Origin of the sequence: uncultured Hyphomicrobium sp. (assembly GCF_902826555.1) — a bacterium.
GTDB lineage: Bacteria > Pseudomonadota > Alphaproteobacteria > Rhizobiales > Hyphomicrobiaceae > Hyphomicrobium_C.
Map to the genome: position 1 here is coordinate 24,730 of NZ_CADEFI010000025.1, position 24,588 is coordinate 49,317.

The window sequence follows — 24,588 nt, forward strand, 5'->3', positions numbered from 1 at the left end:
TTCTCTCCCACCGAAGTCTTACTGCCGCTCGACGCGATCCGCGCCGAGGGGTGTTGCCAATTCCGCTTCGGCTACCGTTATGCGGGCGATTCCAGCCGATGCATCTTATCGGCCTTCACCGCTTCCGCAATCCATCCGCCGCCCAGAACCCGGGCATCGGTCGCGCCGTCTGCGTAGAGAACACAAGCCTGACCGGCAGCCGCGCCGTGCTCGCCGTTGCGCAGCGTCACCGTCACGGTGCCGTCGTGGCTCAAAGAAACCACGGCGGGCTGCGGCGCCTGCGACGAGCGGATGCGTGCGTAGACCTCGATCTCCCCGTCGGCGACGGCGCCCTCAATGGAACCGTCACCGAGCCAGTTCACATTTCTAAGTACAAGGGTTCGTGTGTGCAAGAAGGCACGTGGTCCCACCACCACCTCGTTGCGCTTGGCGTTGAGAGAGAGGACGTACAGCGGCTCGGCGGCCGCAATCTTGAGGCCGCGGCGCTGGCCGATGGTGTAGTTGACGATGCCGTCGTGGCGGCCGAGGCGCCGGCCGTCGATATGCACGATGTCGCCGGCCTGGAGCGCTCCGGGTTTCAGACGCTCGATGACGTCGCTATAGCGGCCCTTCTGCACGAAGCAAATGTCCTGGCTGTCCGACTTGTCGGCGACCAACAGTCCGAACTCGTGCGCGAGCGCGCGCACGTCGCTCTTCTGCATGCCGCCGAGCGGGAACCACAGGTGCGATAGCTGCTCGCGCGTGGTGGCAAACAGGAAATAGCTCTGGTCGCGATCGCTGTCGCAGGCGCGGAAAAGGGCCGGGCCGTCGCGGCCTTCGCCGCGCTGGACGTAATGACCGGTGGCCAGGAGATCGGCGCCGAGCTCGCGGGCGGTTCCCAAGAGATCGTGGAACTTGATGGTCTGATTGCAGGTGACGCAGGGGATCGGTGTCTCGCCGGCGACGTAGCTTTCGGCGAACGACTTCATGACAGCGTCCGAGAACCGCTTCTCGTAGTCGAGCACGTAGTGGGGAATGTCGAGCTTCTGGGCGACGCGGCGGGCGTCCTGGACGTCCTGGCCGGCACAGCAGGATCCCTTACGTCCGACGGCGTCGCCGTGATCGTACAACTGAAGGGTGATCCCGATCACCTCGTGGCCGGAGCGGGCCAGCAAACCGGCAACGACGGACGAGTCGACGCCGCCGGACATGGCGACGACCACGCGCTTCTTCTTGTCGTCAGCGATTGGTGTCTCGAGGGAAGGTGATGCCACGTCATTATCTCGTTGCAATCGGCGCCCACACGTAAAGCGTAGTGCGCCGCGGAATGGCGCGGAGCAAGCTTTCCAGCCAATGATAAATTGCAGGTCGATCCCGACGCAAGATGGGTGGGGCCTTTTGTGCCGCGGGACAAATTATGTCCGGCCGCCCACGGGAACGCTGTTGCGGGTTCTGGTTAATGCGCTTATACTATGGATGTTCAACAGGTTATCCTGTTTTTGGAACAACTTTTCCGTGTGGAGATCGCATCGTGTCAGGCGGCCGGGATCAGCGTCCCGGATCATGACGGCTGTCAACCATATCGCATGACGTTGCGTGATTTCGCACAGCTCTTTATGGTATGTTTACTCAATGGCTTAGGCCATGTTTAAGAGAAACAGGTTATAGTTTCGGCTGGTCAGTAGCAGTATCGAGTATCATGACCGAACATCAGATGAGAGCGCGTGTGCGTTACGTTATCGGCCCCGATGGGAGCCCGTTGACGGTTGCCGATCTCCCGCCCCGGGATACGAAACGCTGGGTCATCCGCCGCAAGGCGGAGGTCGTAGCGGCCGTGCGCGGAGGGCTTATCAGCATCGAGGAAGCTTGCGAACGTTACAAGCTGACCGTGGACGAGTTCCTGTCCTGGCAGCGGTCGATCGACAAGCATGGCCTCCCTGGGCTGCGCGCGACGCGGATCCAGGACTATCGCGGCTGAGCTTCCGCTATTCGTAGTTTTTGCGGTGCGCGCCGGCGTGAGCGGGCGCGGCTTCCGCGAGCATGTGCAAAGAACGCTGTAGGTGTCGGGGGCGCCCCGATCCTACGGCTTTTTTGTCTTTTCCTTCGTCGCCGGCTTGGCGTCGACGGCCTGTTCGGCGTTCCAGCCGGCCGTGACGGGCCCTTCTCCGCATCCCGCCTCGTCACGCGCCCAGCGTTCGACATCCGTTTTGAGGCGCGCTGCCAACGGTTCGGGCAGGCGCGCGTTCTCGAGCTCGATCTTGGTATTCTTCTCGGACGGCAGGATCACGACCCGGTAGGCGCGCAGCGCACGGGGGTCGTCGGCGTCGACGTCGCGCGTCATGATCTTGATTTCCGATTGCCCGCCCTTGGACGCGGGCTCGGCCTCGGCGTGGTAGATGTAGCGCGCCTTCAAAGGGCCGTCGGCCCCGAACCAACATGTGAGTACCCCGCGTGCGACGCGCGTGTAGACTTCGGTCGGGGTGCCTACAACCAGGTCCTGCGGCGTCAGGATGCTCTGCAGGGCGGCGGTTGCGCTCGGAATGCCTTCGCCGGTCGTTGCCGAGGAATCGTTCGGCGAAGGGAGCCCCAGAACGGGGGGCGATCCGGCGCTGGAGCATCCGCTCAAAAAAACAAGCGCGATGACCACGACCGTGCGGTTCGTCCAGCCCATTCGTTCCGTAGGCGCCCGCCCCGAGTCACCGGACTGCTTGGGCGAGTGTCCCGCTCCCTGGCGTCCACTTCGAGCCTCGCTCATTGGGGAGCGATTGGCACGGGAAAGGGGCAAACGCAAGTCGGCCGCCCCGCCTGTGGCAACGGGCTTGGGGAGATCGAAGCCGGCGGCTTCTTGAAAACGCGATGCAGGGTTTTGATGCGGCAGGTTATTCAGCCTTCGGACGGTTGCCGTCCGAAGGCTTGGCAGCATTCAGAGCCTAGCGAAGGGCGAGGCCCGTCGGGCGCTCGTGGCGGCGGCGCGGGCGGGTGACCTCGCGCGGCTGGTCGCTGGCAGCCCGCTCGAGCTGCTGCTTGGCGGCTTCGAAATCCTGCTGAGCGGCCTCGTGCTTCAGCCGCAGCTCGGCGATGGAGGCGCGGAGATTGTCGCGGCGCAACGCGGCCGACTTGGCGAACGTCGAATAGGCGAAGTGCTTGGCGTCCTTGACGCCGGTGCGGTCCTCTTCGGCGTGGATTTGGCGGTCGAGGTCGGTGGCGATGTTCTCGAACTCACGGATCATCTGCTCGAGGTCGGTAACTTTGCGTGCCCTTTCGTCGAGCTCAAAGCGCTTCAGCCTCAGCGCCGTTTCGCGTGCCTTCATCTTCATTACCCCTACTCAAACACCTTACGCCCGTGACCTAATCAAGAAACATGCCATGTGCCGTTATGTGGACCTTCCCGGCCGGCTACCGGTCGACGCGTCCGGCTGGAGCGCGCATCCTAAGAGTTTACTGTATCAAAGTCATATTAAGTTGCGGTAAAGCAACGCTATGCCAGCGTTTGCTAAGTTTTCACGTCGCTCCTCTCTTGTAGTTGTTTTCTGGGTCTAGGGCTAGCGGGCGAATTCTGTTACCTCTTGATTCGTGTCCTCCCGGTATCTCCGACGGTGTGGGTCCCCCTTAGGGAGGGGGGCCGGCGGAGAGGCGAGGGGCGCAAGGGGGAGTTTCTGCATTTCCGGGTTCGGTCATGCGCTTCGATAGGCTCGGAGCGATGTGGTGAATGTTGTCCCAAATGGGTTAGAGTGTGCCAGTTGCGAGCTGAAGTGTTTCGAAACGGAAATTAGGATTTGTTAACCTGTGATCGTTACTTTTGTAATGAGAGTTCGGGCTCGGTTGTTGGGTCGGTGGTAGTCTTCTTTTAAGCAAATGCGGCGCGCCTTGTGATGGGGCAAGGAAGAGGGAATTAGCATGCGGGTCCTTCTGATCGAGGACGATAGCGCGACGGCGCAAAGCATCGAGCTGATGCTCCAGTCCGAGGGTTTTAACTGCTACACCACCGACCTCGGCGAAGAGGGCGTGGATCTCGGCAAGCTCTACGATTACGACATCATTCTGCTCGATCTCAATCTGCCGGACATGAGCGGCTATGAGGTCCTGAAGATGCTCCGGGTGGCGAAGGTCCAGACGCCCATCCTGATCTTGTCCGGTCTGGCGCAGATCGAGGACAAGGTTCGCGGTCTCGGCTTCGGTGCCGACGACTATATGACGAAGCCCTTCCATAAGGATGAGCTCGTCGCGCGCATTCACGCCATCGTGCGGCGCTCGAAAGGGCACGCACAGTCGGTCATCGAGACGGGCGACCTCAGGGTCAATCTCGATACCAAGACGGTCGAGGTCAACGGACAGCGGGTCCACCTCACCGGCAAAGAGTACCAGATGCTCGAGCTGCTTTCGCTGCGTAAGGGGACAACCCTCACCAAGGAGATGTTCCTCAATCATCTCTACGGCGGCATGGACGAGCCGGAGCTCAAGATCATCGACGTGTTCATCTGCAAGCTGCGCAAAAAGCTTCAGGTTGCGACCGGCGGGCAGCATTACATCGAAACCGTCTGGGGCCGCGGCTACGTGCTGCGCAATCCGGGCGACGAGAATATCGCCGCCGCCTAGTGCGGATGTTCGCACGTCGTGCATTTATCGGCGGGCCTCTTCTCGGGGCCCGCCTTTTTTATCGCCCATGTCCGGTAAGTCGTTCTCGTCGCTTTTACTTCTGACCGAGATGCCGCGGGTTCGCGCTATTCCAATCCTGTCCGCATGTGTTTTGCCTCATTTCGGACTCCGAACTCATTTCTGATCCGCCGAAATTCGTGATTTACGAGTGAGTGCGTGGGCGGGGCTCGTTGGGGCGGCCGCCGACAATCTTGAGCTGTGGACAACCTGTGACCGCGTGCTTCACAGAATCGATGGAAGCGTTCACACTCACCAGACGGGGGTGTGTGCGTCGGGGTCTTAAAAATGCTCAGGGCTGCGGTTCGGCGGGCCGTTGGCGGCCAGGCTAGCCCCGTGCGGGGCGCGGGGCGCGTGCAGAGCGCCTTAGGAATTTTCTCGATCTTTTTCGGCGCCGTCGTCATCGCGGCCGGATTCGCCGGCGACGTCGGTGCAGGCAACAAAGGCTGGGACGGACGCTCGTCGCGCAATTACGGCAACACCAGCAACTTCGGTCGCGAGGCCGCGCGTCGGCAACAGGCCGAGATGGAGCGCCAGCGCCGCGAGCAGGAGCGTGCTCAGAAGAGCCAGGCGCGCGAGACGCAGCAGGTGCAGCAAAAGCCTGCCAATATGGGGTCTGCGGGGCAGTGGCAGCAACCCCGCCAGCAACAGATGCCGGAGCCGGGCAAGAACGCCCTTTCGCCATCCGCTGCCGCGGCAGGCCCCGCGGTCGGTGCGGGTGGTGATCCGCAGGCAAAGGCCGGCCCGGACGGCAATGGCAAGAGCGTCGAGGAAACGTCCAAAGAGACGGACGACAGCGATGACGATTGGACGTTGAACGACGCCGAGCGGCGCGTGCGGACAATCGATCGGGAGCGCAACCAAGATTTCGCGAAAGCTCAACGGCAGCATGAGGAGTTGCTGCGGAAAGAGCGCGCCCGCGAAGACCGCATCCGGGAACGGGCTTTCCGGCAGCGTCAGCTCGATCCCAAGCCCGTGAACCGTCTTCCTCCGCCGGAGCCGACGAAGCAGCCGACACCGATCGTGCCGGTGGCGGTCGAGAAGCCGTCGCGGCCTGCGGCCAACGACGCCGATCCCAACAAGGAGCCACGGCGCCGACCCCTGGAATTTTTCGATGCGCCTCCGACGCGGGCCTCCCATCTCGGAATGGGACGCAATGCGGGTGAAGGCAACCCCGGCCCGCGCGCGCCTTCGGGGGAACCGGAGGGTGCGCCCCCGAGCGTGGTGACGGGAGCGGTGCCTCCGGTTACAATCGCTGTTCCAGCTCCCGCTTCGGAAGCGCTTTCCGGCGCTGTTTTGCCGCCGGTTGGCGCCGTTGTGGCGCCGTTGGGGACGCTGGTCGTTTCCGGGCTTTCGTCAGTGGAACTCGCCGCCGCGAAGGCCAAAGGGTTCACGGTGGGTGACGACATCGATCTCAAAGGCGCGGGGACCAAGGTGCGCCGGGTCAGCGCCCGCGGTCTCACGGATGCGGAGCTCGAACGCGAATTGCACAAGATGGCGCCGTTTTCGCAGGCGCTTCCCAACCATGAATACTCGATCTTCCTCGGAACCATCGGCGAAAGCGAAGACGCTTCGCGCAAAGTTTCTCCAGCCTCGTCGCAACCGTGTCCGGAGAAGACGTGCTTCGGCAGCCAGCTCATCAAATGGAACAGCGCCCTGGCGTCCTGCACGAAGAACGTCAAGATCGGCATTATCGACACCTCGTTCGATGTTGATCATCCCGCGTTCAAGCGGCTCAACCCGGTTCAAGGCGAGTTCCTGGGCGACGAGCGGCCATCGGGGTTCGACTGGCATGGCACGGCAGTGCTTGCGCTCCTCGCGGGCGATCCGCACAGCGGAACGCCCGGCCTGGTGCCGGATGCAACGTTCCTTCTTGCAACCGCGTTCCGCAGCGACGCTGCCGGCAATGCGACGACCGATACGCTCAATCTCCTTCGCGCCCTGGATTGGCTCGACCAGCTCGACGTCGACGTCGTCAACATGAGCTTCTCAGGCCCCAAGGACCCGTCGCTCGCCAAGGCCATCGATCGCATGAGCAAGAAGGGCGTCGTGTTCGTCGCCGCTGCCGGCAACATGGGGCCGACCGGCTCGCCGAGCTATCCGGCGGCCTATCCGAACGTCGTCGCGGTGACAGCCGTCAACCGAAACGGTGTCGGATACAAGAACGCCAACCGCGGTTCCTATATCGATGTCGCGGCGCCGGGCGTGGACATCCTCACGGCGCTTCCGGACGCGAAACAGGGCTATCGCACAGGCACCTCGTTCGCCGTGCCGTTCGTGACCGCGATTCTCGCCGCCGAGGTGGGTGCCATCGGTCAGAGCGGACGCAGGCCGGCCGATCCGCTCGACTATGTGCCCAAGCAGGATCTGGGCCCTCCCGGGCGAGATCCGATCTATGGCGCGGGGCTGGCGCTTGCGCCTTCGCGTTGCGGGGCGCGTAGCGATGCGGTGGCGCAGGGCGAGCCGGGCGCGGGCGCTTGGTCGGCGGGGACCACGCTCTTCAAGGCCGGTGCGGCTTTCGCTCCCTGATTGGGCGTGCCGGCCCGTGCGCGACCGCTCCTCCCCTCCACGGGGCATCGTGAGAGCCCTCTCGCCGGCTGCTCCGACGCACCTTCCGACATTGCGCTCGAGGTTCGGCCGGCGCGTCATGCGGGCCTGTCGACGATGCGACGTTCTTCATTTTTTTCGGCGCGTGCCCCATCTGTGTCGTTTTTGTCCCGCATCGTCGCCACAGTTGGGACGCGCGGAACATCAGGGGATGATGGAATTTCCTAAGGCGGTGCGGAAGGCACGGCGTTGCAGCCGCGTTGTGCAAAGGCATTGCACAGCGGTCGCGCTTCTTGCCGCCGTGGTCTTTGCCGATGCAAACGCGTTCGCTCAGTCCGCCGAATCTGACGGCGGGCAACGCGCGTGGCAGGTCGAGATTGCGCCTGCTGCAGAGGGTGCGGACGATCCGTGGCGCGCTCGTACCATTATGCTCAACCCGGTCGGCCGCGCGGAAACGCCAAACGTCAATTGGCTCGCGGGGCTTCAACAGCAGGCTTCTCATCTCGGCATGGGACCCGAAGCCGGTCGTGACGCGCCCGCCGACGAGACGCTGCCGTTGGCGATGGGCATTACGCGGCTGGTCAGGACAATTCCGATGCTCGGCCAATCGGTGCGCGATCTCATCGGCCATCCGCTGAATTGGACGATGGCGAACAGCTCCGAGCCGGACTTTACGCACTCCGCCGGGGCATCTGCGTCCTTCGATGGGCCCTTGGACGGGCGGGCAAGCGCGGTCAGCGCGTTGACGGGTGCCGAGCGCCGCCACGGATCGCTCGCCTCGGCAGCGCCCTGCCCGCACGAAACCTGCTTCGGTCCCAGTCTGATCCAGTGGAACCCAGAGCTGTCGACCTGCACGAAGGATGTGCGGATTGGAGTGATCGATACGTCGTTCGATCTCAGCCACCCGGCCTTCAAGAGATTGCGTGTGGTGCGCAAGGAGTTCATCGACGGGGCCACTCCCTCCGACGAGGATTGGCACGGTACGGCCGTTCTGTCGCTGCTCGCGGGCGATCCTGCCAGCGGTACGCCGGGACTTGTGCCCGACGCGACATTCCTGCTCGCAACGGCGTTCCGCAGCGATGCGCAGGGCAATGCTTCGGCTGACCCGGCGCGCCTGCTCGAGGCGCTGAATTGGCTGGATCAGCTCGACGTCGACATCGTCAACATGAGCTTCGCGGGGCCGCCGGATCCCACGATCGCGCGGGTCATCGAGCGGATGAGCTTCAAGGGCGTCATTTTCGTTGCAGCCGCAGGGAACATGGGGCCTGCCGCTGGACCAAGCTATCCTGGTGCCTATCCGCACGTCATTGCGGTGACTGCGGTCAATCGGGACGGGCAAAACTACCGCAATGCCAGCCGCGGCGACTATATCGACGTCGCGGCTCCCGGTGTCGACGTCCTTACGGCGTTGCCGAACGGCAAGCAGGGGCTGCAGACAGGAACATCGTTCGCCGCACCGTTCGTCACCGCCATCCTCGCAACGCGCGCCGCAAGCGATATCGTGGAAGGCACCGAGGATTTGCTGCTCGAGCGCATCTCGACGCGCGATCTCGGGCAACCGGGACGCGATCCCGTCTATGGTGCGGGCATGGTGATCGCACCCCCGCAGTGCCTGGCCACGGAGGCCGTGGCGCAGAATGCTTCGAGCACGGCACCCAAGAAGGTAGGTAAGCGCAAAGCCACGTTGAAGGCAGGCGTCGCCGATTTTCGCTGGTAGCTCCGGGCTCTGAGGCGCGTGTTACCGAAGGGGCGCGCCAGGTACAGTGCCGGGGCTCGGCGGCTGCCAGCCGTTGGCCAAGAGGGCCGCCTCTTCCTCACGTCCGAACGCTTCGCCGGTGATCAGGCTTTCCGTCAGCGCGTCCACGGCCGCGACATTCTCCGCCGTCGCCGTCTGGTAGGCGCCTGCTCCGGCAACGAGCTTCCGCGTCTCCGTATGCAGCGCAATGCGCCAGGTGCCGTCCGTCCCGCGGCAGGCGAGGCCAGCGTAGTCCGGCGTCGATGCGGGGGTCGAGACGCGGTATTCGCGGCAAACGCCGTCGCTGTGCGACTTGAACGTGAGCACGGGCGTCGCGCGGGCCTCATCACGTGCGTTCGAGACGGTCGGGAGGGCGCTCGGCAATGTTTCGAGGGCTTGGGCGAGCGCGCCCGAGGCGATGATCCTGTCCTCCGTCACGGCGACCATGCCAGACGGTCCGACGGACCGCGCCGCGATCCAGCCGGTCACGCCGCCGACCAGCAGCAGCGAGGCGACTGCCGCTGCAGCGTTCGGTGTGAAGCCGTTCGGAAACGTTGCGGTCAGCACGCTATTGACCGCATCGCGAATGCGCTCGGCCAACGTCGGCGCGGCGGCCTGCGCGCTCTGCCGCGGCCTTGCACCGGCCATGGCAATCGTCGCCACGAGGCGGTCCGGTACCGGGTCATGCAACACTTGATCAAAGGCGTAGGACAAACGCATGCGTGTCTCGACGAAGGGCTCGAGACGCGCGCGCAGTGCCGGATCCTGCCGCAGCAGGAGCTCCAGCTCATTCTGCTCGTCGACGGTCAGCTCGCCGTCGGCATAGGCCATCAATAGTTCATCGGGCACTTGCATCATTTTTAACGCTCACGGCCTGAAGCGGGAAAAGGAATGGGAGGGTTGGCAGCGGGTGTTTCGGTGAGTGCCGCGTAGAGCGTTTGCCGCGCACGTGACAACCGGCTCATCACGGTCCCGATCGGAATGTTCAGTATGCTCGCGGCTTCTTTGTAGGAAATACCCTCGACGCAGACCATCGCGACCAGCACCTGCTGCTCGGGCGGCAGGCGCGAAATGCTGTCCGTCACCGCTGCGAGCGTCAGGCGGCTCTCGGTGACATTGCGGCCATCCATGCCGACCAGATTCTCCAGCTCGTCGAGCTGGCGCTGATCGCCCTGGGCTTTGCGCCCGCGGTGATGGTCGACCCAGATGTTCTGCGCAATACGGTACATCCAACTGTCGAGACTCGTTCCTGGCTTCCATTGGTCCAAGTGCGCAAGAGCGCGCTCGCACGTATCCTGTACGAGATCATCCGCCTTATCTCTGTCGCCAGTCAGCGCGAGAGCAAACCTGCGCAGACGCGGCAGAAGCTGGATCATCCGCGACTGGATTTCATCCACCACGGCCCCCTTCCGCGACTGTTGGAACAACGAAATCTGCCCTACCTTATTCCTGAGAGAGGTGTTTTTGGGGCAGGTGTGGCTCGGAAGGCGCTTGTTAACCTCAGCCGAGAAGCCGACCCTCCAGCTGGATGATGCAGCTGTCGATATTGTGGAGGATTTCGTCGGTTTTCTCCAGATCCCTCTGGATGGCGTCGAGATCGGGGAGGTCTTCGCGCTTGCGAAAAGCGCGCGAGACGCGGCGCAGGGTTGCGAAAAGGCCCCGCCGGCGGGCCTCCCGCTCCGCGGCCTCCTCGGCCCGTTCGACGGTGCGGCGGGCCCGGATCTCCTGCTTGGCGATCCGGCGCTTCAGGAGGGCGAGCTCCTTCTTCTTGTGTTTGAGCTCCTTGATGGCGGATTTTGCCTCCTGCTCGGATTTGACCTCGACCAGAACCTCGGTGCCGTCGATCCGCGCATAGCGCATCTCTCTCAGTTGCATGTTGTGGGTTTCTCCCCGCCGCCCCCCGGCATCATGCGCCGGAACCTACACGGAGTGGGCCGTTGCGTCAGCAGGCCGCCGCGTCGCTCCCGTCTGGCCGTGGACGGCAAAACCTTCTAAGACGGGCTCCTCCAAACAGGAAAGGCAGCCGCGTTTCTCATGAGCAATTCCCCGGACACCAAGGGCCTCAGGGCGGCCATCGTGCCCGTTACCCCGTTCCAGCAGAACTGCACGCTGCTGTGGGACGATGCCAGCAAGGTGGGGGCTGTGGTCGATCCAGGCGGCGACCTCGATGAGATTCGGGCGGCGATCGGCGAACTCGGGATCAAGGTCGAGAAGATCGTGCTGACGCACGGCCATATCGATCACGCGGGCGGAGCGGCCGATCTCAGGCAAGCGCTGGGCGTCGAAATCGAAGGGCCACACGCTGCCGACCGGTTCCTGCTCGACAATCTGGAGAAACAGGGCGCGGCCTACGGCATTCCCGCGCGACCGGTGACGCCGGATCGCTGGCTGGAAGAGGGCGAAACGGTCACCATCGCCGGGCATGTCTTCGAGGTGCTGCATTGCCCGGGTCATTCGCCGGGCTCGGTGGTGCTCGTCAATCGCGCCAACCGCCTGATCATCATGGGCGACGTGCTGTTCCGCGGCTCCATCGGACGCACCGATTTCCCCTACGGCGACCACGATGCGCTCATTGAGGCGATCACCACCAAGCTTTTGCCGCTGGGCGACGATTTCACGTTCATCTGCGGGCACGGGCCGGTGAGCACGATCGGGGAAGAGGCGCGCAGCAATCCGTTTCTGCCGAGATAGCGGCGCGGAGACTAGCGACGTCCCAGCGGAATGCTGAAATCGAGACAGCCAAAGATGCCGCATTCGTTCTGGGCCGTGCCGTAACCGGACATGCTGCCGTCGTTCTCGTAGAAGTCGACGGTCTCGACGCGCAGGGTTTCCGAGCAGCTGCGACGGCACGCAATCCAGGTGCCGTTGGGTTTGCGGACCTCGTAACCGGTGCTGGTTACGCGCACAGGACCGCTCACGGTGCCATTGCCGAAGCGGCTGACGGCGACCGCGACGTCGCCTTCCGGCGCCCGGCGCAGAAGGCGCCCGGCTTCCGCGGGCAGGCTCGCCGCCAGCGTGAGGGCGCCGACCCCGGCGAGGCTCAAGGCAAAGGCAGCAAGTCGCGTGTGACGGGCCATCATGGCTGTCTCTCCCTGGCGTTGATCGGCGATGCGGGTGGCTTCTATCAGCCGCTTTTGGCGAACTGAAGATTGACGCCGGTAAATCCAGGACCGCCCGTGGAGATCGAAACCGTCTGTTTCGCGCCTGTCATCGAGACGCTCATGGAGCCCGAAAGGGCGCCGGTAAACTTCAGGCTGAAGCCGCTTCCGGTGGCTTTGCCGCTCACATCACCGGCCTGGTTGAACTCGCGCTCCTCCCAGGTGCCGCTGATGGCGCCGCCGGCGTTGCGGAGGTTGGCGCGCATGTTGATCTTGAAGCTGGCGTTGCCGCAGTTGATGGCCATGCCGAGACTGTTGCCCGTCTTGGCGTTGTAATAGCCCTTGCACTTCAGCCGCTCGGTCTTGCCGTTCTCGAGGCGCACGCTGCCGGATCCCGACCAGGCGCCATCGAGCGCCGAAAAGGCTCCGTCATTCGCACCGGCAGGCAATGCGGCTGCGGCAAAAGCAATTGCCGCACCTGAAAGGACGGCAAGACAAGTCCGTGTCACTTGAGCCTCCAGAATTTTGCCCCGCAAGCCTGCCCCTTTTCTCTCAAAGCAACATTAGCATCGCGGTGAAAATTGGCGATGCTTCCAGGGCAACACTGATCCGCGCGCTTCATAACGAGGGGGATCATCCCGCGGATCACCATCCGTATACGATGGGAACGCGGGTTTTCAAATGAATTTGCTCAATAATTTCTTGATGCGTTGGTGCGGGACGCGGTGTGAGGCTGGCGGCTCTCCGTCAACCTGGCGTGAAATTCGAAAGCAACCGCGGCCTTGCCGCGGTTGCTCGTGTCCGGATGTGGCGGCGGAGCCCTAGCAGCCGCGATTGTAGACGCAGCGATAAAACTGACGCGTGCGCCAGCCCCAGCGGTCGGCGCAGATGTGGCGGACGCGCGTGCAACGGCCGTAGCCATAGCTGTAGCCGCCGCCATAGCCGTAGAGGTAAGGCCGGAAGTGGCGATGCCGCCAGTGATGATGGTGATGGTGGTGTCGATGGAAGTGGTGCCGGTGGCCGTGGTGGCGATGGCCGCGGTGCCGAACCTGCTCCACCATGGATGGGGTCTCGATCCCGGTCTTGACGGCGCCGGGCAGGGACGCGGCCGCAACCAGATTGGGGGCGAATGCCGTGGCCGCGAGCATGGCGGCGCCAACGGCGAGAGTTCTTAAGCGCATCTCTCTCTCCTCGTCGTTTTCCCGGCCCGATCATTCTATGCCAGGGGGGGCCGAGAAATATGGCAACCGTCGTAGAATTCGCGGCTGGATCAGGCCGTTGGCGGACGATCGCCCGAGAGCGCCAACGCGCTATTACGGATCGCGCGATGGCTGGGCGGTTGATGTCACTGCTCAGGAGGCACGAGCGCCGCGCCCGCCCGTCCGTTCGATGAAGTCGACGACGTCCTTGGCTTCCTTAAGGCCGAGGCCGAGAGCGGCGCGGCAAACGCGGATGGCTTCGATCTTTCGGTCGTCGGCGACGAGCGTTTCGACCTCGACGCGGGTCTCCGGCGGAAGGAGTGCAACCACGTCGGCAGTGGTCGTGCCGGGCGTTACGGTATGCGATGGCGCTGTTGCGCGGCTTCTGCGCGGGACGGCCGTGCCGGTCAGCCGTCCCAGCACAAAGCCAGCGAGAAACGCTGCAAGCAGGGCGAGGAACGAGTATTCGGCCACCGGTTCTATCCTAGCCTCTTCTTCAGGTGTCGGCGCGGACCGGTCGCGTGGGGGATGCGGCGGTCCTGGTCTGCGCATACTCGTTCTTGACGCGTGAAACCTTGCCGGACGGCCCCAACGGGATCTCCGGCACGACTTCGATGTCGAACACGATCTCGGACTCAAGCCCTTCCTCGCGCACGTTCTCGAGCACGAGCTGGCGTATGCGATCGACGGAGAGGGTTTTGCCGCGGAGCGGAACGACCCGGACGACGAAGTGTTTCGGCCCCGTCTGCACGATCTGGTGCTCGGCGAGCTCGAGCACGTGGTGCAGCGGGGCGAGAAAAACGTAGTACGGCACCTCGCGGCGCGTGCCTCCATCCTCGATCCACAGCAGGTCCTTGGTGCGGCCGGCGATCTTGGCGATGTGCGGCAGCGGACTTCCACAGTTGCAGGGTGCCGCGCTCATGGTGACGCGATCGTCGACCTCGTAGCGAATGATGGGCTGGACGTAATTGTAGAGATTGGTCACCAGCACCTTGCTGCCTTCGGTGCCCGGCGGGACGGGACGATTGTTCCCGTCGACGACCTCGAGAATGGCGAGGTCGGCGTTGACGTGAGAGCCACGGCCGGTGATGCAACCCGACGTCAGCACCATGCATTCGCCCATGGCGTACTCGTCGGTCACGTGGGCGTCGAAGATGCGCTCGAGCTTGTCTCCCGCGGCATCGGACAGCGGCTCCGCGACGTTGGTGATCTGCTTGAGGCTGCCAAGACGGCGCAGGTTCATGCGTCTTTCAGCCTCCTCGCGCCCCAGTGCCTCGAGCGCGCTCGCGTAGCCGGTGATGTACTCGGGACGAAACTCTTCCAAACGGCGGATGTTGGTCTCCATGGGATCCGAGTGGGAGAGGCGCAGCACCTTGAAGATCGGTGCCAGGTACTTCGGCCGGTAGGCAAAAGCCGCCGCGCTCGGATAGAAGCCCGGCTTCACGGTCAGGACGGCCATGCGGGCGGGATTGAGGAGACGGCCGAGGTGGGGAAGGAAGCGACGCTTGAGCTTGGTGGCGCGCGCAAACTGGACGGCGAAAATGAGGCTCAGGGCTTGCTCGTCCTGAACGATGAGGGCGGGCTGGCCCTGGCTTCCGGAGGTGTGACTGACGCCGTACTTGCCGAGATAGAGGCGGCCGAGGTTGGAGAGATCATCGGTAAAGGCGGCGATTTCGGCTTTCTTCAGTCGAGGATCGGTGACCAGCTCATCGTAATGCTCCATCATCTCGGCCTTGGTGAGGGTCGGGAGGTCGGCCAAGCTGCAGCGGGCGATGTCGAGGCCGGCGAGGCGGCGCCTGTAGTACGGCGACTTGGCGACGGCATGCGCGAGCAGGGCCCTCAGCCGCTGCTCCTGCTTGGCCTTGATCTTGTCGGCATCCAGCCAAAACGGATAGAGGCCCTGCAACGTCAAGGCGAAGCGGATGGGGGCTAACATCAAAAGTCTCCCGGTCGGATCGTCGTCGACTTTCACTAAAGTCCCGTATGCCCACTCCGGTTTCATTTGGGGTGCCTCGCCCGGCTGGCAAGTGCCGGCGCCGGCCTGAAACTTTTCGCTTTCATGTCCGTATCTGCGTCGTGACGCCGCTGCCATAGCGGCGACGCGCGGCTCCGCGCCCAAATGAACGAGGCTAACATGCACGCAATCGTCACCTGGCTCATCGACATGCCGGAGCGGATTTCCACGTCTCTCTTCGGGTGGCTGCCGCCCTTGTTCGCCCGCATCGTGGTGGGTTGGGTGTTTCTGTGGACGGGTTGGGCGAAGCTCAACAACCTGCCGCAGATGATCCAGAACTTCACCGAGTGGGGCATTCCGTTTCCGCACATCGTGACCCCGTTCGTTTCGGGCGTGGAGTTCGTCGGCGGCCTGCTGCTGCTGCTCGGGCTGTTCACGCGTCTCGCGGCAACGCCTCTCGTGATCGTGATGATTGTCGCCATCATCTCGGCGAAGCTCGACCAGATCAATTCGCTCGAGACGCTCTTGGGCTTTGAAGAGGTGGCCTACATGGCGTTGTTCGGTTGGCTGGCGGTCGCGGGGCCGGGACCTGTTTCGCTCGACTGGATGCTGCAGAAGATGGTCTCGGCGCCGGGTTCGGATGCATCGAGGCGTGTCTGAGGGCTTCACGCACGTTCACGAAGACAGGTCCCCAGGCCCACTCGCATGTGAAGCGGAGTGATTGGCCAGGAGCGGGATTTCTTCCTAGATCAGGATCACGAGCGATCGCCAAACGACGCGGTCGCGGCAACGACCAAACGATTAGGAGAACACCCATGAAGATCTGGACCGCTCCCGAAGTGCGCGAGCAGAACGTCGGTCTCGAGGTCACGAGCTATCTGCCGGCCGACATCGACCTCATCTAACACGACGCCTGAAGCGAGGCCGGCCAGCGTTCCCTTCGTGTGCCGGCCTTCGCGTTGCGTGATCTCTCTACCTCCCAACCAACCCCCCCAACCAAAGGTGATCCCATGATCCGTGCATTTTCGCTGGCCGCGGCGCTTGCCGTCGGCTTGAGCTTCCCTGTGCTTGCTGCCGAGGCCGGCTCAGGCCCGGCGTTCCAGACGCTCTTCACCGAAGTCCAGGCACGCCAGCACCTCCTGCATCTCGGCTACACCGACGTGTCCGAGCTGGCGAAGGACGAGGATGGCAAGTGGATCGGCACCGCGACCACCAAGGACGGTCAGAAGCGCGTTGTCGCCGTCGACATCAAGCGTCCGGCTGCTCCGGGTGCGGCCACCAACTAGTCACCCTCGCACATCACGACGAGGCGCCGGTCGCGAGACCGGCGCTTTTCGTTTGCACCCCTGCCTCCGTTCGCCGTCGCATCGGATTTGACAGGCGTCGCGACCCCTGAGAGGGTCTGTGGCACGGATACGAAGCTGGTATGGGACCGGTGGTCATGCGCGCGGCCGTCGCCTTTCTGATCGGGGCTGTTCTCGGAGCGATCGCTGGTGCGGGCGGTATGCTGATCGCCTTCCCGTTTCTCTTTCCACTCCCGGTCGTCGCGGAAAAGGCGCCGAGCGCCGACGCTGCCAGCGTGCTCGGGACCTTCAAGTTCGACGAGACCGCGCCGGGGCGTGATGCCGTGCATTGGGCCAACGGTACGGGCGCCCTTTACCGCGTGGGCGATGCGGCCGTGCTTCGGTTCGACGATAACTTCGAAGCCGGTCCGGGGCCCAATTTCTGGATCTATCTCAATACGACGCCGGTGGGCGACGAAGTCTCCTTCAATGCGGACGCGGGCCGGGTCAAGATCGCGCCCCTCAAGTCTTTCACGGGCGGCCAGAATTTCGCGCTGCCGCCAGGGCTGGATATCGCCAAGTTCCACACCGTGACTATCTGGTGCGAATCCTTCTCGGTCTACATCGGCTCCGCCGCGCTCCCGGTCCGCTAAGCCGAGTTGCGTTCCCAGGCTCGGATGCCTACATGCGCAGCGATCTCAGCAAACAACAGGTGCCGATCATGAGCGCGCTTTCAGCAGAGCCTTCGGGGCAGTTTTCCATCGGCGGCGATCTCGCGGTGCGCCGGCTGGGTTTCGGCGCCATGCGTATCACTGGCGACGGCATATGGGGTGAGCCGGCCGATCCAGCGGAAGCCAAGCGCACCTTGCGGCGCGTGCCCGAGCTCGGCATCGACTTCATCGATACGGCCGACAGCTATGGTCCCGAGGTCAGCGAACGGCTGATCAAAGAGGTGCTGCATCCCTATAAAGATCTCGTCATCGCGACCAAGGGCGGGCTCACGCGACCGGGACCGAGCCAGTGGATTCCCAACGGGCGGCCCGAGTACCTGCGCCAACAGGTGACCAGCAGCCTCAAGCGCCTCGGCGTTGCGCGCATCGACCTCTGGCAGCTGCATCGCATCGATGCCGCGGTGCCGCAGTCCGAGCAGTTCGAGGTCGTGGCGGCCATGCAGAAGGAAGGTTTGATCCGCCATGCGGGGCTCAGCCAGGTGAGCGTCGCCGAGATCAAAGCGGCGCAGAAGGTGTTCAAGGTCGCGACGGTGCAGAACCTCTACAACCTGGCTGATCGCAGCAGCGAGGATGTGCTCGACTATTGCGAGGCGCAGGGGATCGGGTTCATTCCGTGGTTTCCGCTGGCGGCAGGCTCGCTTGCCAAGCCGGGCTCCGTGCTCGACGGCATCTCCAAGCGCCACGGCGCCTCGCCGGGGCAGATCGCGCTTGCCTGGCTGCTGGCGCGTAGCCCGGTGATGCTCCCCATTCCCGGCACCGGCAAGGTCAAGCATCTCGAGGAGAACGTGGTCGGCGCGGGCATCAAGCTCAGCGACGCGGACTTCAAGGAGCTGAGCGCGTTGTCCAGGAAGGCTGCCAACGAGAACGTCTAGCGCGCGATCGCGGTTCGCGCCGGATCAGCGCTGATGGGTGGCGACGGCGATGGCCGTATACGAGGAGCCGGGCGGGACGCCGAGGGGCTGCGTGGAATAGTCGATCCGCGCCGACGGCGGCTCGGCTGCCTTGGCAGTCAACGGGCTCGCTTGCGCAGCCGCAACAGCGGTGTACGAGGGGCGTGGCGCGGGCGGCGATGCTTGCGGAGGCGTGGCCTGGATGGGGCGCGGTGCGCTCTGGGGCTTTGCCGGATCGATGCGCCTCGGGACCGCAGCATCGGCATCGCTCGTCGCGCCGGTGCGGGGGCGTGTCAGCGAGCGGATCAGTAACGCCAGGATGAGAAGGCCGAATCCGGCCGCTGCAATCAAACCAAGCAAAGTTTCAGGATCCTCGTATCCCATCCTCGTTCCCCCGTCCGACGTGGTTTTCGCCGCTTCTTTGCGGTGTGTGACGCTCGCGCAATTTTTCGCGCCATGTGACGTCAGAGGGCTTTCCAAGGAAATTGGACTTTCGGCCAGTACGGAGTTGTCGACGCTGCTGGCTATTCGGCGGTCGGTTTGGCTGAGATCGCCGGCGACAATGGGCCCGGCGGGCTTCCGGTATGTCCGTGCAGGAAGGTCATCGTGAGAAATGCACCGATCCAGGATCCCGCGGCTGCGAAAACGATATAGATCCAGTTGTTCGTGTACGAGATCACGGCGAACGACGAAAGCAGGTACCAGATGCTGCTCCAGGTCGCGGCCGATGTGCGGCGGCGCGCGATGACCGCGGACGTGAACAAGACATAGACCGCATCGGTTGCGGCGGTGGCGACGACGACGCCTGCCGCGAGCAGAGGATCGATGCCGGATATCATGGCTGCCTCCCTGGCGAACGCGAAAACCGGAGCGTGAGCTTCGCCGGGCGGCGAGGCAATATCTCTTCCGCGGCTTGGCTAAGCGCGCCCTTTTTCAGCGATGCGCGAATGTGCCGGGTGGAACTGCCTTTTCGCCGTTGCCGCTGCAGAACGGTGGCATCCGCGGCGTGCCGCCAGCATCGCCGCGCGTTCCATCCATCAACGGAGCTTTACTGCATGACCAACAGAAAGTGCGGTGCCGCCGTCGGCTTCGCCGTCGCCGCGGCTACCCTCATCGCGCCTCATGTCGCCCTCGCCGCCATGGACGAGCCGGCGCCGCGCCCGAAGATCGACTGTACCGATCCCGTCCATGCGGGCAAGCCTGCCTGCGCCCCGCAGAACAGCCAGCTTTCGGACGACCAAATCTACGAGCAGGCCTACTGGAACGCGAAGAACGGCGACTACGCGGGTGCGCTGGCGATGGCGGCGCGCGCGCAGAACCAGGAGGATCCGCGTATTCTCCGCGTCACGGGCTTTGCCACGCGCAAGCTTGGCGATGTCGACGCGGCGATGCCCTACTATCAGAAGGCGCTGGCGATCAATCCCGCGGACACGCGTACACGCCAGTACATGGGCGAGGCGTTCCTGCAGCAGGGCGATTTGCCGAGTGCGCGCCTTCAGCTGCGCGAGATCGAAAAGGTCTGCGGCGTTGCCTGCGAGGACTATCAGACGCTTGCCGATGCGATTGCCGAGATCCACGTGAAGCTGCCGCGCGGCAGCTGAGCGTGCGTGGCGTCGATGTTGTCGACGCTGCCGGGGACCCCGGATCGTGTTCATCGGGACGCGGTCCGGGGTTATTCCCGTCGATTTGTGCTCGAGGGAGCGGGGCAGCAGAGGGAACAGCTCTCATCCTGTTCCGCAGGTGACATTTTAAGGTTCAGGTGAGCTGCAAAATGAAGTCTCCGGTGTCGTGCAGGATGGCTGCAGGCGGAGATTAGGACCTTTTCATGCGCTCCCTTCAGATCGCGAAGATTGCGGCCTGGGTGCACGCCGCGCTTGTCGCGCTTGCGGTGTACTTCGTCACACGGGTCTGGAACATCACGCCGCTTGAGAAGCTGCCGAGCACGGACAGTCTCGTGTTTTCGGCTTCGGCGTTGCCGCCGCTGCTTGCCCTTGCAATCGGTACGTGGCTGACGCGCGGCGAAAAGTCGGGCCGGCTCCTGGCCGGCGGCCTGATCGCCGCGTTGGTGGCATACGCCGCGTCTTTTGTCATGGTGCTCGGCGCTTCGCAGGATGAGCCGCTGGCTCCCCTTTTTCTGATCATCGCCTCGCTGTGGATCGCGCCGGGGCTGCTCGTGGTGCTGGTCGGCGTCTGGTTCGTGGGCCGCGCGGAGCGTCCGAGCATGGAGGCCAAGCCATAGGCACTTCGGGAGTTTCTTTTGTAGCACTCGGCTCAATCACTGGGTCCGGCTCCGGAGTGGGTGGCGGCTCCGCGCACAGAGCATGCCGCCGGTGCCCAGGGCATTCGGGTGTCAAGGCGCGTCACGCGCGTGATCGTCCATACGAGGGCGGCCAGCATCGGGCTGAAGCCGAGGACGAACATCCCTACCATGCCAACAATCATGCTTTCATGATCTCGATCGGGGCCAAGGCAGTTTGCCTTGCTTATTCACGTACTGCGTCGGGGGGTGCGCTGCCATAGCCCGAAGGTGTAGTTTTCGATGCCGCGCGGCCTGGGATAGGTTGGCGTTCCGATGACGCAGAAGCTCGCAAGGTTTCAGAACCTGCGCTCTCTCCCCGTCAGCACGGCCGTGCTGGATCGGGCGGGAAGGATCGTGGCCGTCAACGAGGCCTGGAAGACGTTCGGTAAACGCAACGGTCTCAATCTCCCGCGATCCGGCGTCGGCACCAACTACCTCTCCTATTGTCCGTCGGACGGCGCGGGAGATCTTTCGGTTTCCCTCAAGCAACTGCTCGATGGGCAACGCGAGATGATCACCATGATCTATCCCTGCGATTCGCCGACCCAGCAGCGCTGGTTCTTCCTCATCGGAGTGCCGTTGTCGGTCGAGCGGCCGAGCGGGGTGGCGATCCTGCATGCGGAGCTGACGGGGCTGTTGCCCTTGTCCGGATCGGGCGATGCAAAGGGCGGTTCGAACGGCGTCTTGGGTGTGATCGAGCAGGCGGTCACCGAGACGCTGGCGGCGCAGCTGCGCACCATGATCGAAATGTCGGGAAGGGACGAGCGGGAGGCCGCGGACGCCACATCGAAGCTGAGCAAGCGGCAATTGGAGGTGCTGCGCCTGCTCGGCGAAGGAAAAAGCAACGCTGAAATCGCGGAGGCGCTGTTTCGCTCGCCCCATACCGCCAAGCTGCACGTGTCCGCGATCTTGAAGCAGCTCAATCTCAAGAGCCGTACGCAGGCGGCGCTGATCGCGTCCAAGCTGTGGCCTGCACCGGACAAGTGAGGGTCGCAGGCTACGGTGAGGCCTTCGTCGCGGCTGCGGATCCCGGGGCGGTGATGCCCATCGAGACGTAGACGCTCATCAGCTCGTCGATGCCGCCTTCCGCAGGCTCGATCCACGCGGCGGGAACGTAGATCAAAGCGCCGCCGAACGGCACCGGCGCGGACGGAATGAGGACGGCCATGTAGTCGGCATCGCCGAGACGGATCGGTGTCTTCGACGGGAGCAGGGCCAGGACCGCGGCGCCGGGCTTGCCACCGAAGTAGCACCATGCCGGGCTCATGCTCTTCAAGCTGTCGCCATTGCTGGAATCGACGATGGAAACGAAGCGGCTCGACAGGTCGTAGACGTTGGAGATGAGCGGGACACGGCGGATGAGCCTGTCGAAGAGCGCGGCGAGCCACGAGCCGAGGCGGGAGTGCACGAGAAGTCCGAGTGCGAAGATCGCGCCGATGATGAGCGCGAGGCCGATGAGGTAGGGGGCATACTCGGACGCGCTCACGCCCAGGCCAAGGGATCTCAGAAAGCCGCCAAATGCACTGCTCGGTCCCAGGTACTGGTTCAAGAACGTGAGCAACCAGGCGGTGACGAAGATCGTGAGCAGCAGCGGCAGAGCGGCCAGAAGCCCGGCAAGAAAGATGCGTCCGATGCGGCCCATGGGGCGTGCTCCTGTGTCCGTCGTTGTCGTGCAAGTGGGGAAGAGTCTGCGACGCTCGATGCCGCGTCAAGATCCTTCATGGCATTAACCGGTTGCTTCCGGTCGTATCGTGTCCGCGCCTGCTGCATCGGCTTGGAATGATGTTATTGTCCGCGGCGCGCCACGTGCGACGACACGAGAGATGGGAGACCGCATGCATCCGGTTCGCATCGTTACGACCGCAGCCGGTCTCCATGGGGCGTTGGCGATCGCCGCCGTGTACTACACCGTGCGCGTCAATAACCACGCTCACCTGTCCGAGATGTCCACCCAAGAGCTTTTGGTCATGGGTGGGATCGTGGGGTTGCCGCTGGTGGCCGCGTGGATCGGATTGCGGCTCGGGCGGACCAACGCCGCGCGTTGGCTCTTGGCGATCGGGCAGACTGTCGCCCTCGCCCTGTTCGCCGCCACGTTCGTGATGGTGTTGCGCAGCGTGGAGCCGATGGCGCCGCTTCTTTTTCTGCTCGTCTCGCTCTGGATCGCCGGCGGATTTGCACTTCTGCTCCTGGTCGTGTGGCTCGCCGGACGGCGCGGACGCTGAGGCCGTGCGCCCGATGCTAGTCGTTGTCGCTCAGCATCGACAATGCCGCGCGCCGGTCTGAGGGCTTGAGCTTCAGAAACAATGCGCGTGCGGCCTTGATGTCTTTGTCGGTGCCGCTTTCGGATGCCGTGCGCAGTGCGACCGTCGTCGGGTGGTCAGGGCTGCAGATGAAGCTCAAGGCCTTGGCGAGCCGCCCCATGGCTTCGCGATCGATCACGGGTTCTGACATCGGGAGTGTCCTTTTCTCATGGAGCATCGGCGCGTGGGCTGCCATCGATGGGCTATCACACACGTGTCGGTGAGGACACGCTCGCGGTCGATTTCGCTCGTCGCAAGGCAATCCGTTGGATTGGCGCCTGCGCGAGGTGGGTTTTCGGCGTACATGTGCACCCTCGGTATACCTACGGAGGCTTTCGCATGTCCATGTTTCGTCTGTCGCTTCTTTCACTCGCTGCAGCAGTTCTGTGTGGTCAGGGTGCCGAGGCGGCCTGCCGCACGGTCGTCGGTTCGGCCGACATGATCACGAAGGACCTAGCCGTGTTCATGGCCAATGCCGCGCTCAAGAACGCCATCGAAGCGAAGGGTCTGAAGCCCTCGGGAGAGGTCAAGCTGACTTGTCGCGACGATACCGTCACGACGTATTGCAAGGCCTCGCGCCCGGCCTGCAACTAAGAGGCTGTCCTCGGGGGTCATCCGGTGTGATCAGTCGCGAGCTTCGGGTTGCCGGAGCTTGCGGATCGCTCTTGCTGCGAGCCAGATCGCAGCCGCGATGAACGCGACAAGCCAAGCCATCGCGGCGGCGAGGAAGGATATCGTCGCCGCATCGCCATCCAGGCCAGGAAACGTGCCGGTTGTGAGCAGGCTCAAGAGCCCTATCAGCAGAACGGTCGGCACCGCCAGCAGCAGCAGATAGAGAAAATTGAGGGCATCGGTTAGCATTCCCGCACCGGGAAAGCCCTTGCAGTAGATTCCGATCACATCGAGATAGCAGCCGTGCTCCCGCTGCAGGAGCCCGAGCTCGTAGTGGTTGTCCGCGGCGGCGAGGACGACATAGAGGATGACCGCTGCGGAGACCGCGGCGCATGACAGCCCTATCCATCGTGCCATTTGCGGCATCGGTGTTCGCGCCTGCTAGCGCCCTGGCCGGCCCGTCTTGCGGGGGCGTCCTTTGCGGCCTTTCTGCTCGGCCTCGGTTTCGACCTCGATGGTGCGGGCAGGTCTCGTGAGATCCGGCTTCTGAGGCAAGGAGCCGGAGGCCTTCTTCACGGCGAGCGATGCGTGCGGTCCCATCTCGTCGAGCGTCGGCTTGTGAGGGCCGCGGATGCCTTCGCCAAAAGCGCCGGCTTTCGTTCTCGGATCGATGTCGGGCCGGCGCGGGATGGCGCGATCGGTGCCGGGCCCCATGTCATCGAGCGACGGCTTGCGAATGCGCGACCCGGGCCGCGACGACGACTGCGCGTAGGTTGGCTGCACGGGCTCATATTCGGTGGCGATGCGTGAGCCTCCCTTGCCGCCCTTTTTCGCTTCGGCGAGCACGTTGGCGTTGCCGGCGAATTTGCGCTCGCCCTTGAAGCTCCCGGCCTGATCCTCGACCGAGGATTGGCGCGCAAGCGGATCGTCGGCGATGGCAAGCTCTGTCTCGCGCAGGCGCTTGATCTCGTCGCGCAGGCGGGCCGCGGTCTCGAACTCGAGGTCGGCGGCGGCGTCTTTCATGCGCCGCTCCATGTCCTCGATGACGGCCGCGAGGTTGTGGCCGACGGTGGGGCTGTCGGCGAGGCCGGCATCGACGGTGACGTGGTCCTGCTCGTAGACGGATGCCAGCACGTCGGCGATGTTCTTCTTGACGCTCTCGGGCGTGATGCCGTGCTCGGTGTTATAGGCCACCTGCTTCTCGCGGCGGCGCTCCGTCTCGGCCATGGCGCGCTCCATGGAGCCGGTCACGGCGTCGGCGTAGAGGATCACCTTGCCGTCGACGTTGCGCGCGGCACGGCCGATGGT

32 protein-coding genes are annotated in these 24,588 nt (G+C 63.9%); 15 read left to right on the forward strand and 17 right to left on the reverse strand.

The features are described from left to right. Window positions 1-77: 77 nt before the first annotated feature. A complete protein-coding gene (mnmA, locus tag QZV93_RS11600) occupies window positions 78-1,190 on the reverse strand; it encodes a tRNA 2-thiouridine(34) synthase MnmA (RefSeq protein WP_295558672.1) in 1,113 nt (370 codons plus the stop codon). Between the two features lie 488 nt (window positions 1,191-1,678). On the opposite strand from mnmA, the gene QZV93_RS11605 reads away from it, so the two are divergent. Continuing rightward, entirely contained in the window at window positions 1,679-1,957 is a 279-nt protein-coding gene (locus QZV93_RS11605; protein WP_023787187.1) for a DUF1153 domain-containing protein, read from the forward strand. A 102-nt stretch (window positions 1,958-2,059) separates the two neighbouring features. Here the strand turns inward: QZV93_RS11605 and QZV93_RS11610 are convergent, their stop codons facing one another. Both QZV93_RS11610 and QZV93_RS11615 read right to left on the reverse strand, forming a co-directional pair. Next, window positions 2,060-2,650: a hypothetical protein gene (locus QZV93_RS11610; RefSeq protein ID WP_295558619.1), complete on the reverse strand. Its 591-nt coding sequence runs from the start codon at window positions 2,648-2,650 to the stop codon at window positions 2,060-2,062. A 259-nt stretch (window positions 2,651-2,909) separates the two neighbouring features. Then, window positions 2,910-3,290: a flagellar export protein FliJ gene (locus QZV93_RS11615; protein WP_295558621.1), complete on the reverse strand. Its 381-nt coding sequence runs from the start codon at window positions 3,288-3,290 to the stop codon at window positions 2,910-2,912. Between the two features lie 586 nt (window positions 3,291-3,876). Between QZV93_RS11615 and ctrA the strand changes: the two genes are divergently transcribed. The 3 genes from ctrA to QZV93_RS11630 all read left to right on the forward strand — a co-directional run bounded on the left by ctrA (window position 3,877) and on the right by QZV93_RS11630 (window position 8,896). Continuing rightward, window positions 3,877-4,575: a response regulator transcription factor CtrA gene (gene ctrA, locus QZV93_RS11620; RefSeq protein WP_295558623.1), complete on the forward strand. Its 699-nt coding sequence runs from the start codon at window positions 3,877-3,879 to the stop codon at window positions 4,573-4,575. A gap of 411 nt (window positions 4,576-4,986) precedes the next feature. Next, on the forward strand, window positions 4,987-7,161 hold the full coding sequence (locus QZV93_RS11625; RefSeq protein WP_295558625.1) for a S8 family serine peptidase: 2,175 nt from the start codon (window positions 4,987-4,989) through the stop codon (window positions 7,159-7,161). Window positions 7,162-7,390: 229 nt separating this feature from the next. Then, complete coding sequence (locus QZV93_RS11630; protein ID WP_295558627.1) at window positions 7,391-8,896, forward strand: S8 family serine peptidase; 1,506 nt, start codon at window positions 7,391-7,393, stop codon at window positions 8,894-8,896. Between the two features lie 21 nt (window positions 8,897-8,917). On the opposite strand, the gene QZV93_RS11635 is transcribed toward QZV93_RS11630, so the two are convergent. The 3 genes from QZV93_RS11635 to QZV93_RS11645 form a co-directional block, all read right to left on the reverse strand. After that, window positions 8,918-9,772, reverse strand: a complete 855-nt coding sequence (locus QZV93_RS11635) for a hypothetical protein (RefSeq protein WP_295558629.1) — start codon at window positions 9,770-9,772, stop codon at window positions 8,918-8,920. A 2-nt stretch (window positions 9,773-9,774) separates the two neighbouring features. Then, window positions 9,775-10,314: an RNA polymerase sigma factor gene (locus QZV93_RS11640; RefSeq protein ID WP_295558631.1), complete on the reverse strand. Its 540-nt coding sequence runs from the start codon at window positions 10,312-10,314 to the stop codon at window positions 9,775-9,777. A gap of 100 nt (window positions 10,315-10,414) precedes the next feature. Next, entirely contained in the window at window positions 10,415-10,789 is a 375-nt protein-coding gene (locus QZV93_RS11645) for a hypothetical protein (protein ID WP_295558633.1), read from the reverse strand. Between the two features lie 159 nt (window positions 10,790-10,948). On the opposite strand from QZV93_RS11645, the gene QZV93_RS11650 reads away from it, so the two are divergent. Next, window positions 10,949-11,605, forward strand: coding sequence for an MBL fold metallo-hydrolase (locus QZV93_RS11650; RefSeq protein ID WP_295558635.1), 657 nt, complete (start codon window positions 10,949-10,951; stop codon window positions 11,603-11,605). An 11-nt stretch (window positions 11,606-11,616) separates the two neighbouring features. Here QZV93_RS11650 and QZV93_RS11655 read toward each other — a convergent pair whose 3' ends face one another. The 5 genes from QZV93_RS11655 to QZV93_RS11675 all read right to left on the reverse strand — a co-directional run bounded on the left by QZV93_RS11655 (window position 11,617) and on the right by QZV93_RS11675 (window position 15,147). After that, a complete protein-coding gene (locus tag QZV93_RS11655; protein ID WP_295558636.1) occupies window positions 11,617-11,994 on the reverse strand; it encodes a hypothetical protein in 378 nt (125 codons plus the stop codon). A gap of 44 nt (window positions 11,995-12,038) precedes the next feature. Continuing rightward, entirely contained in the window at window positions 12,039-12,521 is a 483-nt protein-coding gene (locus QZV93_RS11660) for a hypothetical protein (protein WP_295558638.1), read from the reverse strand. 312 nt (window positions 12,522-12,833) lie between these two features. Beyond that, complete coding sequence (locus tag QZV93_RS11665) at window positions 12,834-13,193, reverse strand: hypothetical protein (RefSeq protein ID WP_295558640.1); 360 nt, start codon at window positions 13,191-13,193, stop codon at window positions 12,834-12,836. Between the two features lie 171 nt (window positions 13,194-13,364). Next, on the reverse strand, window positions 13,365-13,685 hold the full coding sequence (locus QZV93_RS11670) for a ribosomal protein L7/L12 (RefSeq protein ID WP_295558642.1): 321 nt from the start codon (window positions 13,683-13,685) through the stop codon (window positions 13,365-13,367). Between the two features lie 22 nt (window positions 13,686-13,707). Continuing rightward, window positions 13,708-15,147 (reverse strand): phenylacetate--CoA ligase family protein, encoded by a 1,440-nt coding sequence (locus tag QZV93_RS11675; protein WP_295558643.1) that lies wholly within the window; start codon window positions 15,145-15,147, stop codon window positions 13,708-13,710. Between the two features lie 198 nt (window positions 15,148-15,345). Here QZV93_RS11675 and QZV93_RS11680 point away from each other — a divergent pair, with 198 nt between their 5' ends. The 5 genes from QZV93_RS11680 to QZV93_RS11700 all read left to right on the forward strand — a co-directional run bounded on the left by QZV93_RS11680 (window position 15,346) and on the right by QZV93_RS11700 (window position 18,051). After that, window positions 15,346-15,825, forward strand: coding sequence for a DoxX family protein (locus QZV93_RS11680; RefSeq protein WP_295558645.1), 480 nt, complete (start codon window positions 15,346-15,348; stop codon window positions 15,823-15,825). A 155-nt stretch (window positions 15,826-15,980) separates the two neighbouring features. Next, complete coding sequence (gene pqqA, locus QZV93_RS11685; RefSeq protein WP_295558647.1) at window positions 15,981-16,070, forward strand: pyrroloquinoline quinone precursor peptide PqqA; 90 nt, start codon at window positions 15,981-15,983, stop codon at window positions 16,068-16,070. Between the two features lie 105 nt (window positions 16,071-16,175). Continuing rightward, window positions 16,176-16,451 (forward strand): hypothetical protein, encoded by a 276-nt coding sequence (locus tag QZV93_RS11690; RefSeq protein WP_295558649.1) that lies wholly within the window; start codon window positions 16,176-16,178, stop codon window positions 16,449-16,451. A 140-nt stretch (window positions 16,452-16,591) separates the two neighbouring features. Continuing rightward, complete coding sequence (locus QZV93_RS11695) at window positions 16,592-17,101, forward strand: DM13 domain-containing protein (protein WP_295558650.1); 510 nt, start codon at window positions 16,592-16,594, stop codon at window positions 17,099-17,101. Between the two features lie 68 nt (window positions 17,102-17,169). Next, window positions 17,170-18,051 (forward strand): aldo/keto reductase, encoded by an 882-nt coding sequence (locus QZV93_RS11700; protein ID WP_295558674.1) that lies wholly within the window; start codon window positions 17,170-17,172, stop codon window positions 18,049-18,051. 24 nt (window positions 18,052-18,075) lie between these two features. Here QZV93_RS11700 and QZV93_RS11705 read toward each other — a convergent pair whose 3' ends face one another. Together QZV93_RS11705 and QZV93_RS11710 are read right to left on the reverse strand one after the other, a co-directional pair. After that, on the reverse strand, window positions 18,076-18,453 hold the full coding sequence (locus QZV93_RS11705) for a hypothetical protein (RefSeq protein ID WP_295558653.1): 378 nt from the start codon (window positions 18,451-18,453) through the stop codon (window positions 18,076-18,078). Window positions 18,454-18,593: 140 nt separating this feature from the next. Further along, window positions 18,594-18,905, reverse strand: coding sequence for a hypothetical protein (locus tag QZV93_RS11710; protein ID WP_295558675.1), 312 nt, complete (start codon window positions 18,903-18,905; stop codon window positions 18,594-18,596). A gap of 219 nt (window positions 18,906-19,124) precedes the next feature. Here QZV93_RS11710 and QZV93_RS11715 point away from each other — a divergent pair, with 219 nt between their 5' ends. From QZV93_RS11715 to QZV93_RS11725, 3 genes are all read left to right on the forward strand, one after another. Further along, window positions 19,125-19,670, forward strand: coding sequence for a tetratricopeptide repeat protein (locus QZV93_RS11715; protein ID WP_295558655.1), 546 nt, complete (start codon window positions 19,125-19,127; stop codon window positions 19,668-19,670). Window positions 19,671-19,894: 224 nt separating this feature from the next. Next, on the forward strand, window positions 19,895-20,308 hold the full coding sequence (locus QZV93_RS11720; RefSeq protein WP_295558657.1) for a hypothetical protein: 414 nt from the start codon (window positions 19,895-19,897) through the stop codon (window positions 20,306-20,308). Window positions 20,309-20,641: 333 nt separating this feature from the next. Then, the gene (locus tag QZV93_RS11725) at window positions 20,642-21,355 is read left to right on the forward strand and encodes a LuxR C-terminal-related transcriptional regulator (protein ID WP_295558659.1); all 714 of its coding nucleotides are present in this window, start codon (window positions 20,642-20,644) and stop codon (window positions 21,353-21,355) included. Window positions 21,356-21,365: 10 nt separating this feature from the next. On the opposite strand, the gene QZV93_RS11730 is transcribed toward QZV93_RS11725, so the two are convergent. Continuing rightward, window positions 21,366-22,010, reverse strand: a complete 645-nt coding sequence (locus tag QZV93_RS11730) for a DUF502 domain-containing protein (protein ID WP_295558661.1) — start codon at window positions 22,008-22,010, stop codon at window positions 21,366-21,368. Between the two features lie 193 nt (window positions 22,011-22,203). On the opposite strand from QZV93_RS11730, the gene QZV93_RS11735 reads away from it, so the two are divergent. Beyond that, window positions 22,204-22,590, forward strand: coding sequence for a hypothetical protein (locus QZV93_RS11735; RefSeq protein WP_295558662.1), 387 nt, complete (start codon window positions 22,204-22,206; stop codon window positions 22,588-22,590). A gap of 16 nt (window positions 22,591-22,606) precedes the next feature. Here the strand turns inward: QZV93_RS11735 and QZV93_RS11740 are convergent, their stop codons facing one another. Continuing rightward, a complete protein-coding gene (locus tag QZV93_RS11740; protein WP_295558664.1) occupies window positions 22,607-22,819 on the reverse strand; it encodes a hypothetical protein in 213 nt (70 codons plus the stop codon). Between the two features lie 188 nt (window positions 22,820-23,007). Between QZV93_RS11740 and QZV93_RS11745 the strand changes: the two genes are divergently transcribed. Further along, the gene (locus tag QZV93_RS11745; RefSeq protein ID WP_295558666.1) at window positions 23,008-23,262 is read left to right on the forward strand and encodes a hypothetical protein; all 255 of its coding nucleotides are present in this window, start codon (window positions 23,008-23,010) and stop codon (window positions 23,260-23,262) included. A gap of 30 nt (window positions 23,263-23,292) precedes the next feature. Here QZV93_RS11745 and QZV93_RS11750 read toward each other — a convergent pair whose 3' ends face one another. Then, window positions 23,293-23,697 (reverse strand): hypothetical protein, encoded by a 405-nt coding sequence (locus QZV93_RS11750; protein ID WP_295558668.1) that lies wholly within the window; start codon window positions 23,695-23,697, stop codon window positions 23,293-23,295. 24 nt (window positions 23,698-23,721) lie between these two features. After that, window positions 23,722-24,588 (reverse strand): UvrB/UvrC motif-containing protein (locus QZV93_RS11755; protein WP_295558670.1); only part of this gene is annotated, 867 nt, incomplete at its 5' end.

What these genes read in the sequence shown, in the direction of transcription:
- QZV93_RS11690 (WP_295558649.1), top strand. Translation starts at nt 16,176, where the DNA reads ATGATCCGTGCATTTTCGCTGGCCGCGGCGCTTGCCGTCGGCTTGAGC.
- QZV93_RS11605 (WP_023787187.1), top strand. Translation starts at nt 1,679, where the DNA reads ATGACCGAACATCAGATGAGAGCGCGTGTGCGTTACGTTATCGGCCCC.
- QZV93_RS11630 (WP_295558627.1), top strand. Translation starts at nt 7,391, where the DNA reads ATGATGGAATTTCCTAAGGCGGTGCGGAAGGCACGGCGTTGCAGCCGC.
- QZV93_RS11705 (WP_295558653.1), bottom strand. Translation starts at nt 18,453, where the DNA reads ATGGGATACGAGGATCCTGAAACTTTGCTTGGTTTGATTGCAGCGGCC.
- QZV93_RS11695 (WP_295558650.1), top strand. Translation starts at nt 16,592, where the DNA reads ATGGGACCGGTGGTCATGCGCGCGGCCGTCGCCTTTCTGATCGGGGCT.
- QZV93_RS11680 (WP_295558645.1), top strand. Translation starts at nt 15,346, where the DNA reads ATGCACGCAATCGTCACCTGGCTCATCGACATGCCGGAGCGGATTTCC.
- QZV93_RS11675 (WP_295558643.1), bottom strand. Translation starts at nt 15,147, where the DNA reads ATGTTAGCCCCCATCCGCTTCGCCTTGACGTTGCAGGGCCTCTATCCG.
- QZV93_RS11745 (WP_295558666.1), top strand. Translation starts at nt 23,008, where the DNA reads ATGTCCATGTTTCGTCTGTCGCTTCTTTCACTCGCTGCAGCAGTTCTG.
- QZV93_RS11615 (WP_295558621.1), bottom strand. Translation starts at nt 3,290, where the DNA reads ATGAAGGCACGCGAAACGGCGCTGAGGCTGAAGCGCTTTGAGCTCGAC.
- QZV93_RS11715 (WP_295558655.1), top strand. Translation starts at nt 19,125, where the DNA reads ATGACCAACAGAAAGTGCGGTGCCGCCGTCGGCTTCGCCGTCGCCGCG.
- QZV93_RS11655 (WP_295558636.1), bottom strand. Translation starts at nt 11,994, where the DNA reads ATGATGGCCCGTCACACGCGACTTGCTGCCTTTGCCTTGAGCCTCGCC.
- QZV93_RS11735 (WP_295558662.1), top strand. Translation starts at nt 22,204, where the DNA reads ATGCATCCGGTTCGCATCGTTACGACCGCAGCCGGTCTCCATGGGGCG.
- ctrA (WP_295558623.1), top strand. Translation starts at nt 3,877, where the DNA reads ATGCGGGTCCTTCTGATCGAGGACGATAGCGCGACGGCGCAAAGCATC.
- pqqA (WP_295558647.1), top strand. Translation starts at nt 15,981, where the DNA reads ATGAAGATCTGGACCGCTCCCGAAGTGCGCGAGCAGAACGTCGGTCTC.
- QZV93_RS11740 (WP_295558664.1), bottom strand. Translation starts at nt 22,819, where the DNA reads ATGTCAGAACCCGTGATCGATCGCGAAGCCATGGGGCGGCTCGCCAAG.
- QZV93_RS11720 (WP_295558657.1), top strand. Translation starts at nt 19,895, where the DNA reads ATGCGCTCCCTTCAGATCGCGAAGATTGCGGCCTGGGTGCACGCCGCG.
- mnmA (WP_295558672.1), bottom strand. Translation starts at nt 1,190, where the DNA reads ATGTCCGGCGGCGTCGACTCGTCCGTCGTTGCCGGTTTGCTGGCCCGC.
- QZV93_RS11725 (WP_295558659.1), top strand. Translation starts at nt 20,642, where the DNA reads ATGACGCAGAAGCTCGCAAGGTTTCAGAACCTGCGCTCTCTCCCCGTC.
- QZV93_RS11650 (WP_295558635.1), top strand. Translation starts at nt 10,949, where the DNA reads ATGAGCAATTCCCCGGACACCAAGGGCCTCAGGGCGGCCATCGTGCCC.
- QZV93_RS11645 (WP_295558633.1), bottom strand. Translation starts at nt 10,789, where the DNA reads ATGCAACTGAGAGAGATGCGCTATGCGCGGATCGACGGCACCGAGGTT.
- QZV93_RS11750 (WP_295558668.1), bottom strand. Translation starts at nt 23,697, where the DNA reads ATGGCACGATGGATAGGGCTGTCATGCGCCGCGGTCTCCGCAGCGGTC.
- QZV93_RS11730 (WP_295558661.1), bottom strand. Translation starts at nt 22,010, where the DNA reads ATGGGCCGCATCGGACGCATCTTTCTTGCCGGGCTTCTGGCCGCTCTG.
- QZV93_RS11665 (WP_295558640.1), bottom strand. Translation starts at nt 13,193, where the DNA reads ATGCGCTTAAGAACTCTCGCCGTTGGCGCCGCCATGCTCGCGGCCACG.
- QZV93_RS11700 (WP_295558674.1), top strand. Translation starts at nt 17,170, where the DNA reads ATGAGCGCGCTTTCAGCAGAGCCTTCGGGGCAGTTTTCCATCGGCGGC.
- QZV93_RS11635 (WP_295558629.1), bottom strand. Translation starts at nt 9,772, where the DNA reads ATGATGCAAGTGCCCGATGAACTATTGATGGCCTATGCCGACGGCGAG.
- QZV93_RS11610 (WP_295558619.1), bottom strand. Translation starts at nt 2,650, where the DNA reads ATGGGCTGGACGAACCGCACGGTCGTGGTCATCGCGCTTGTTTTTTTG.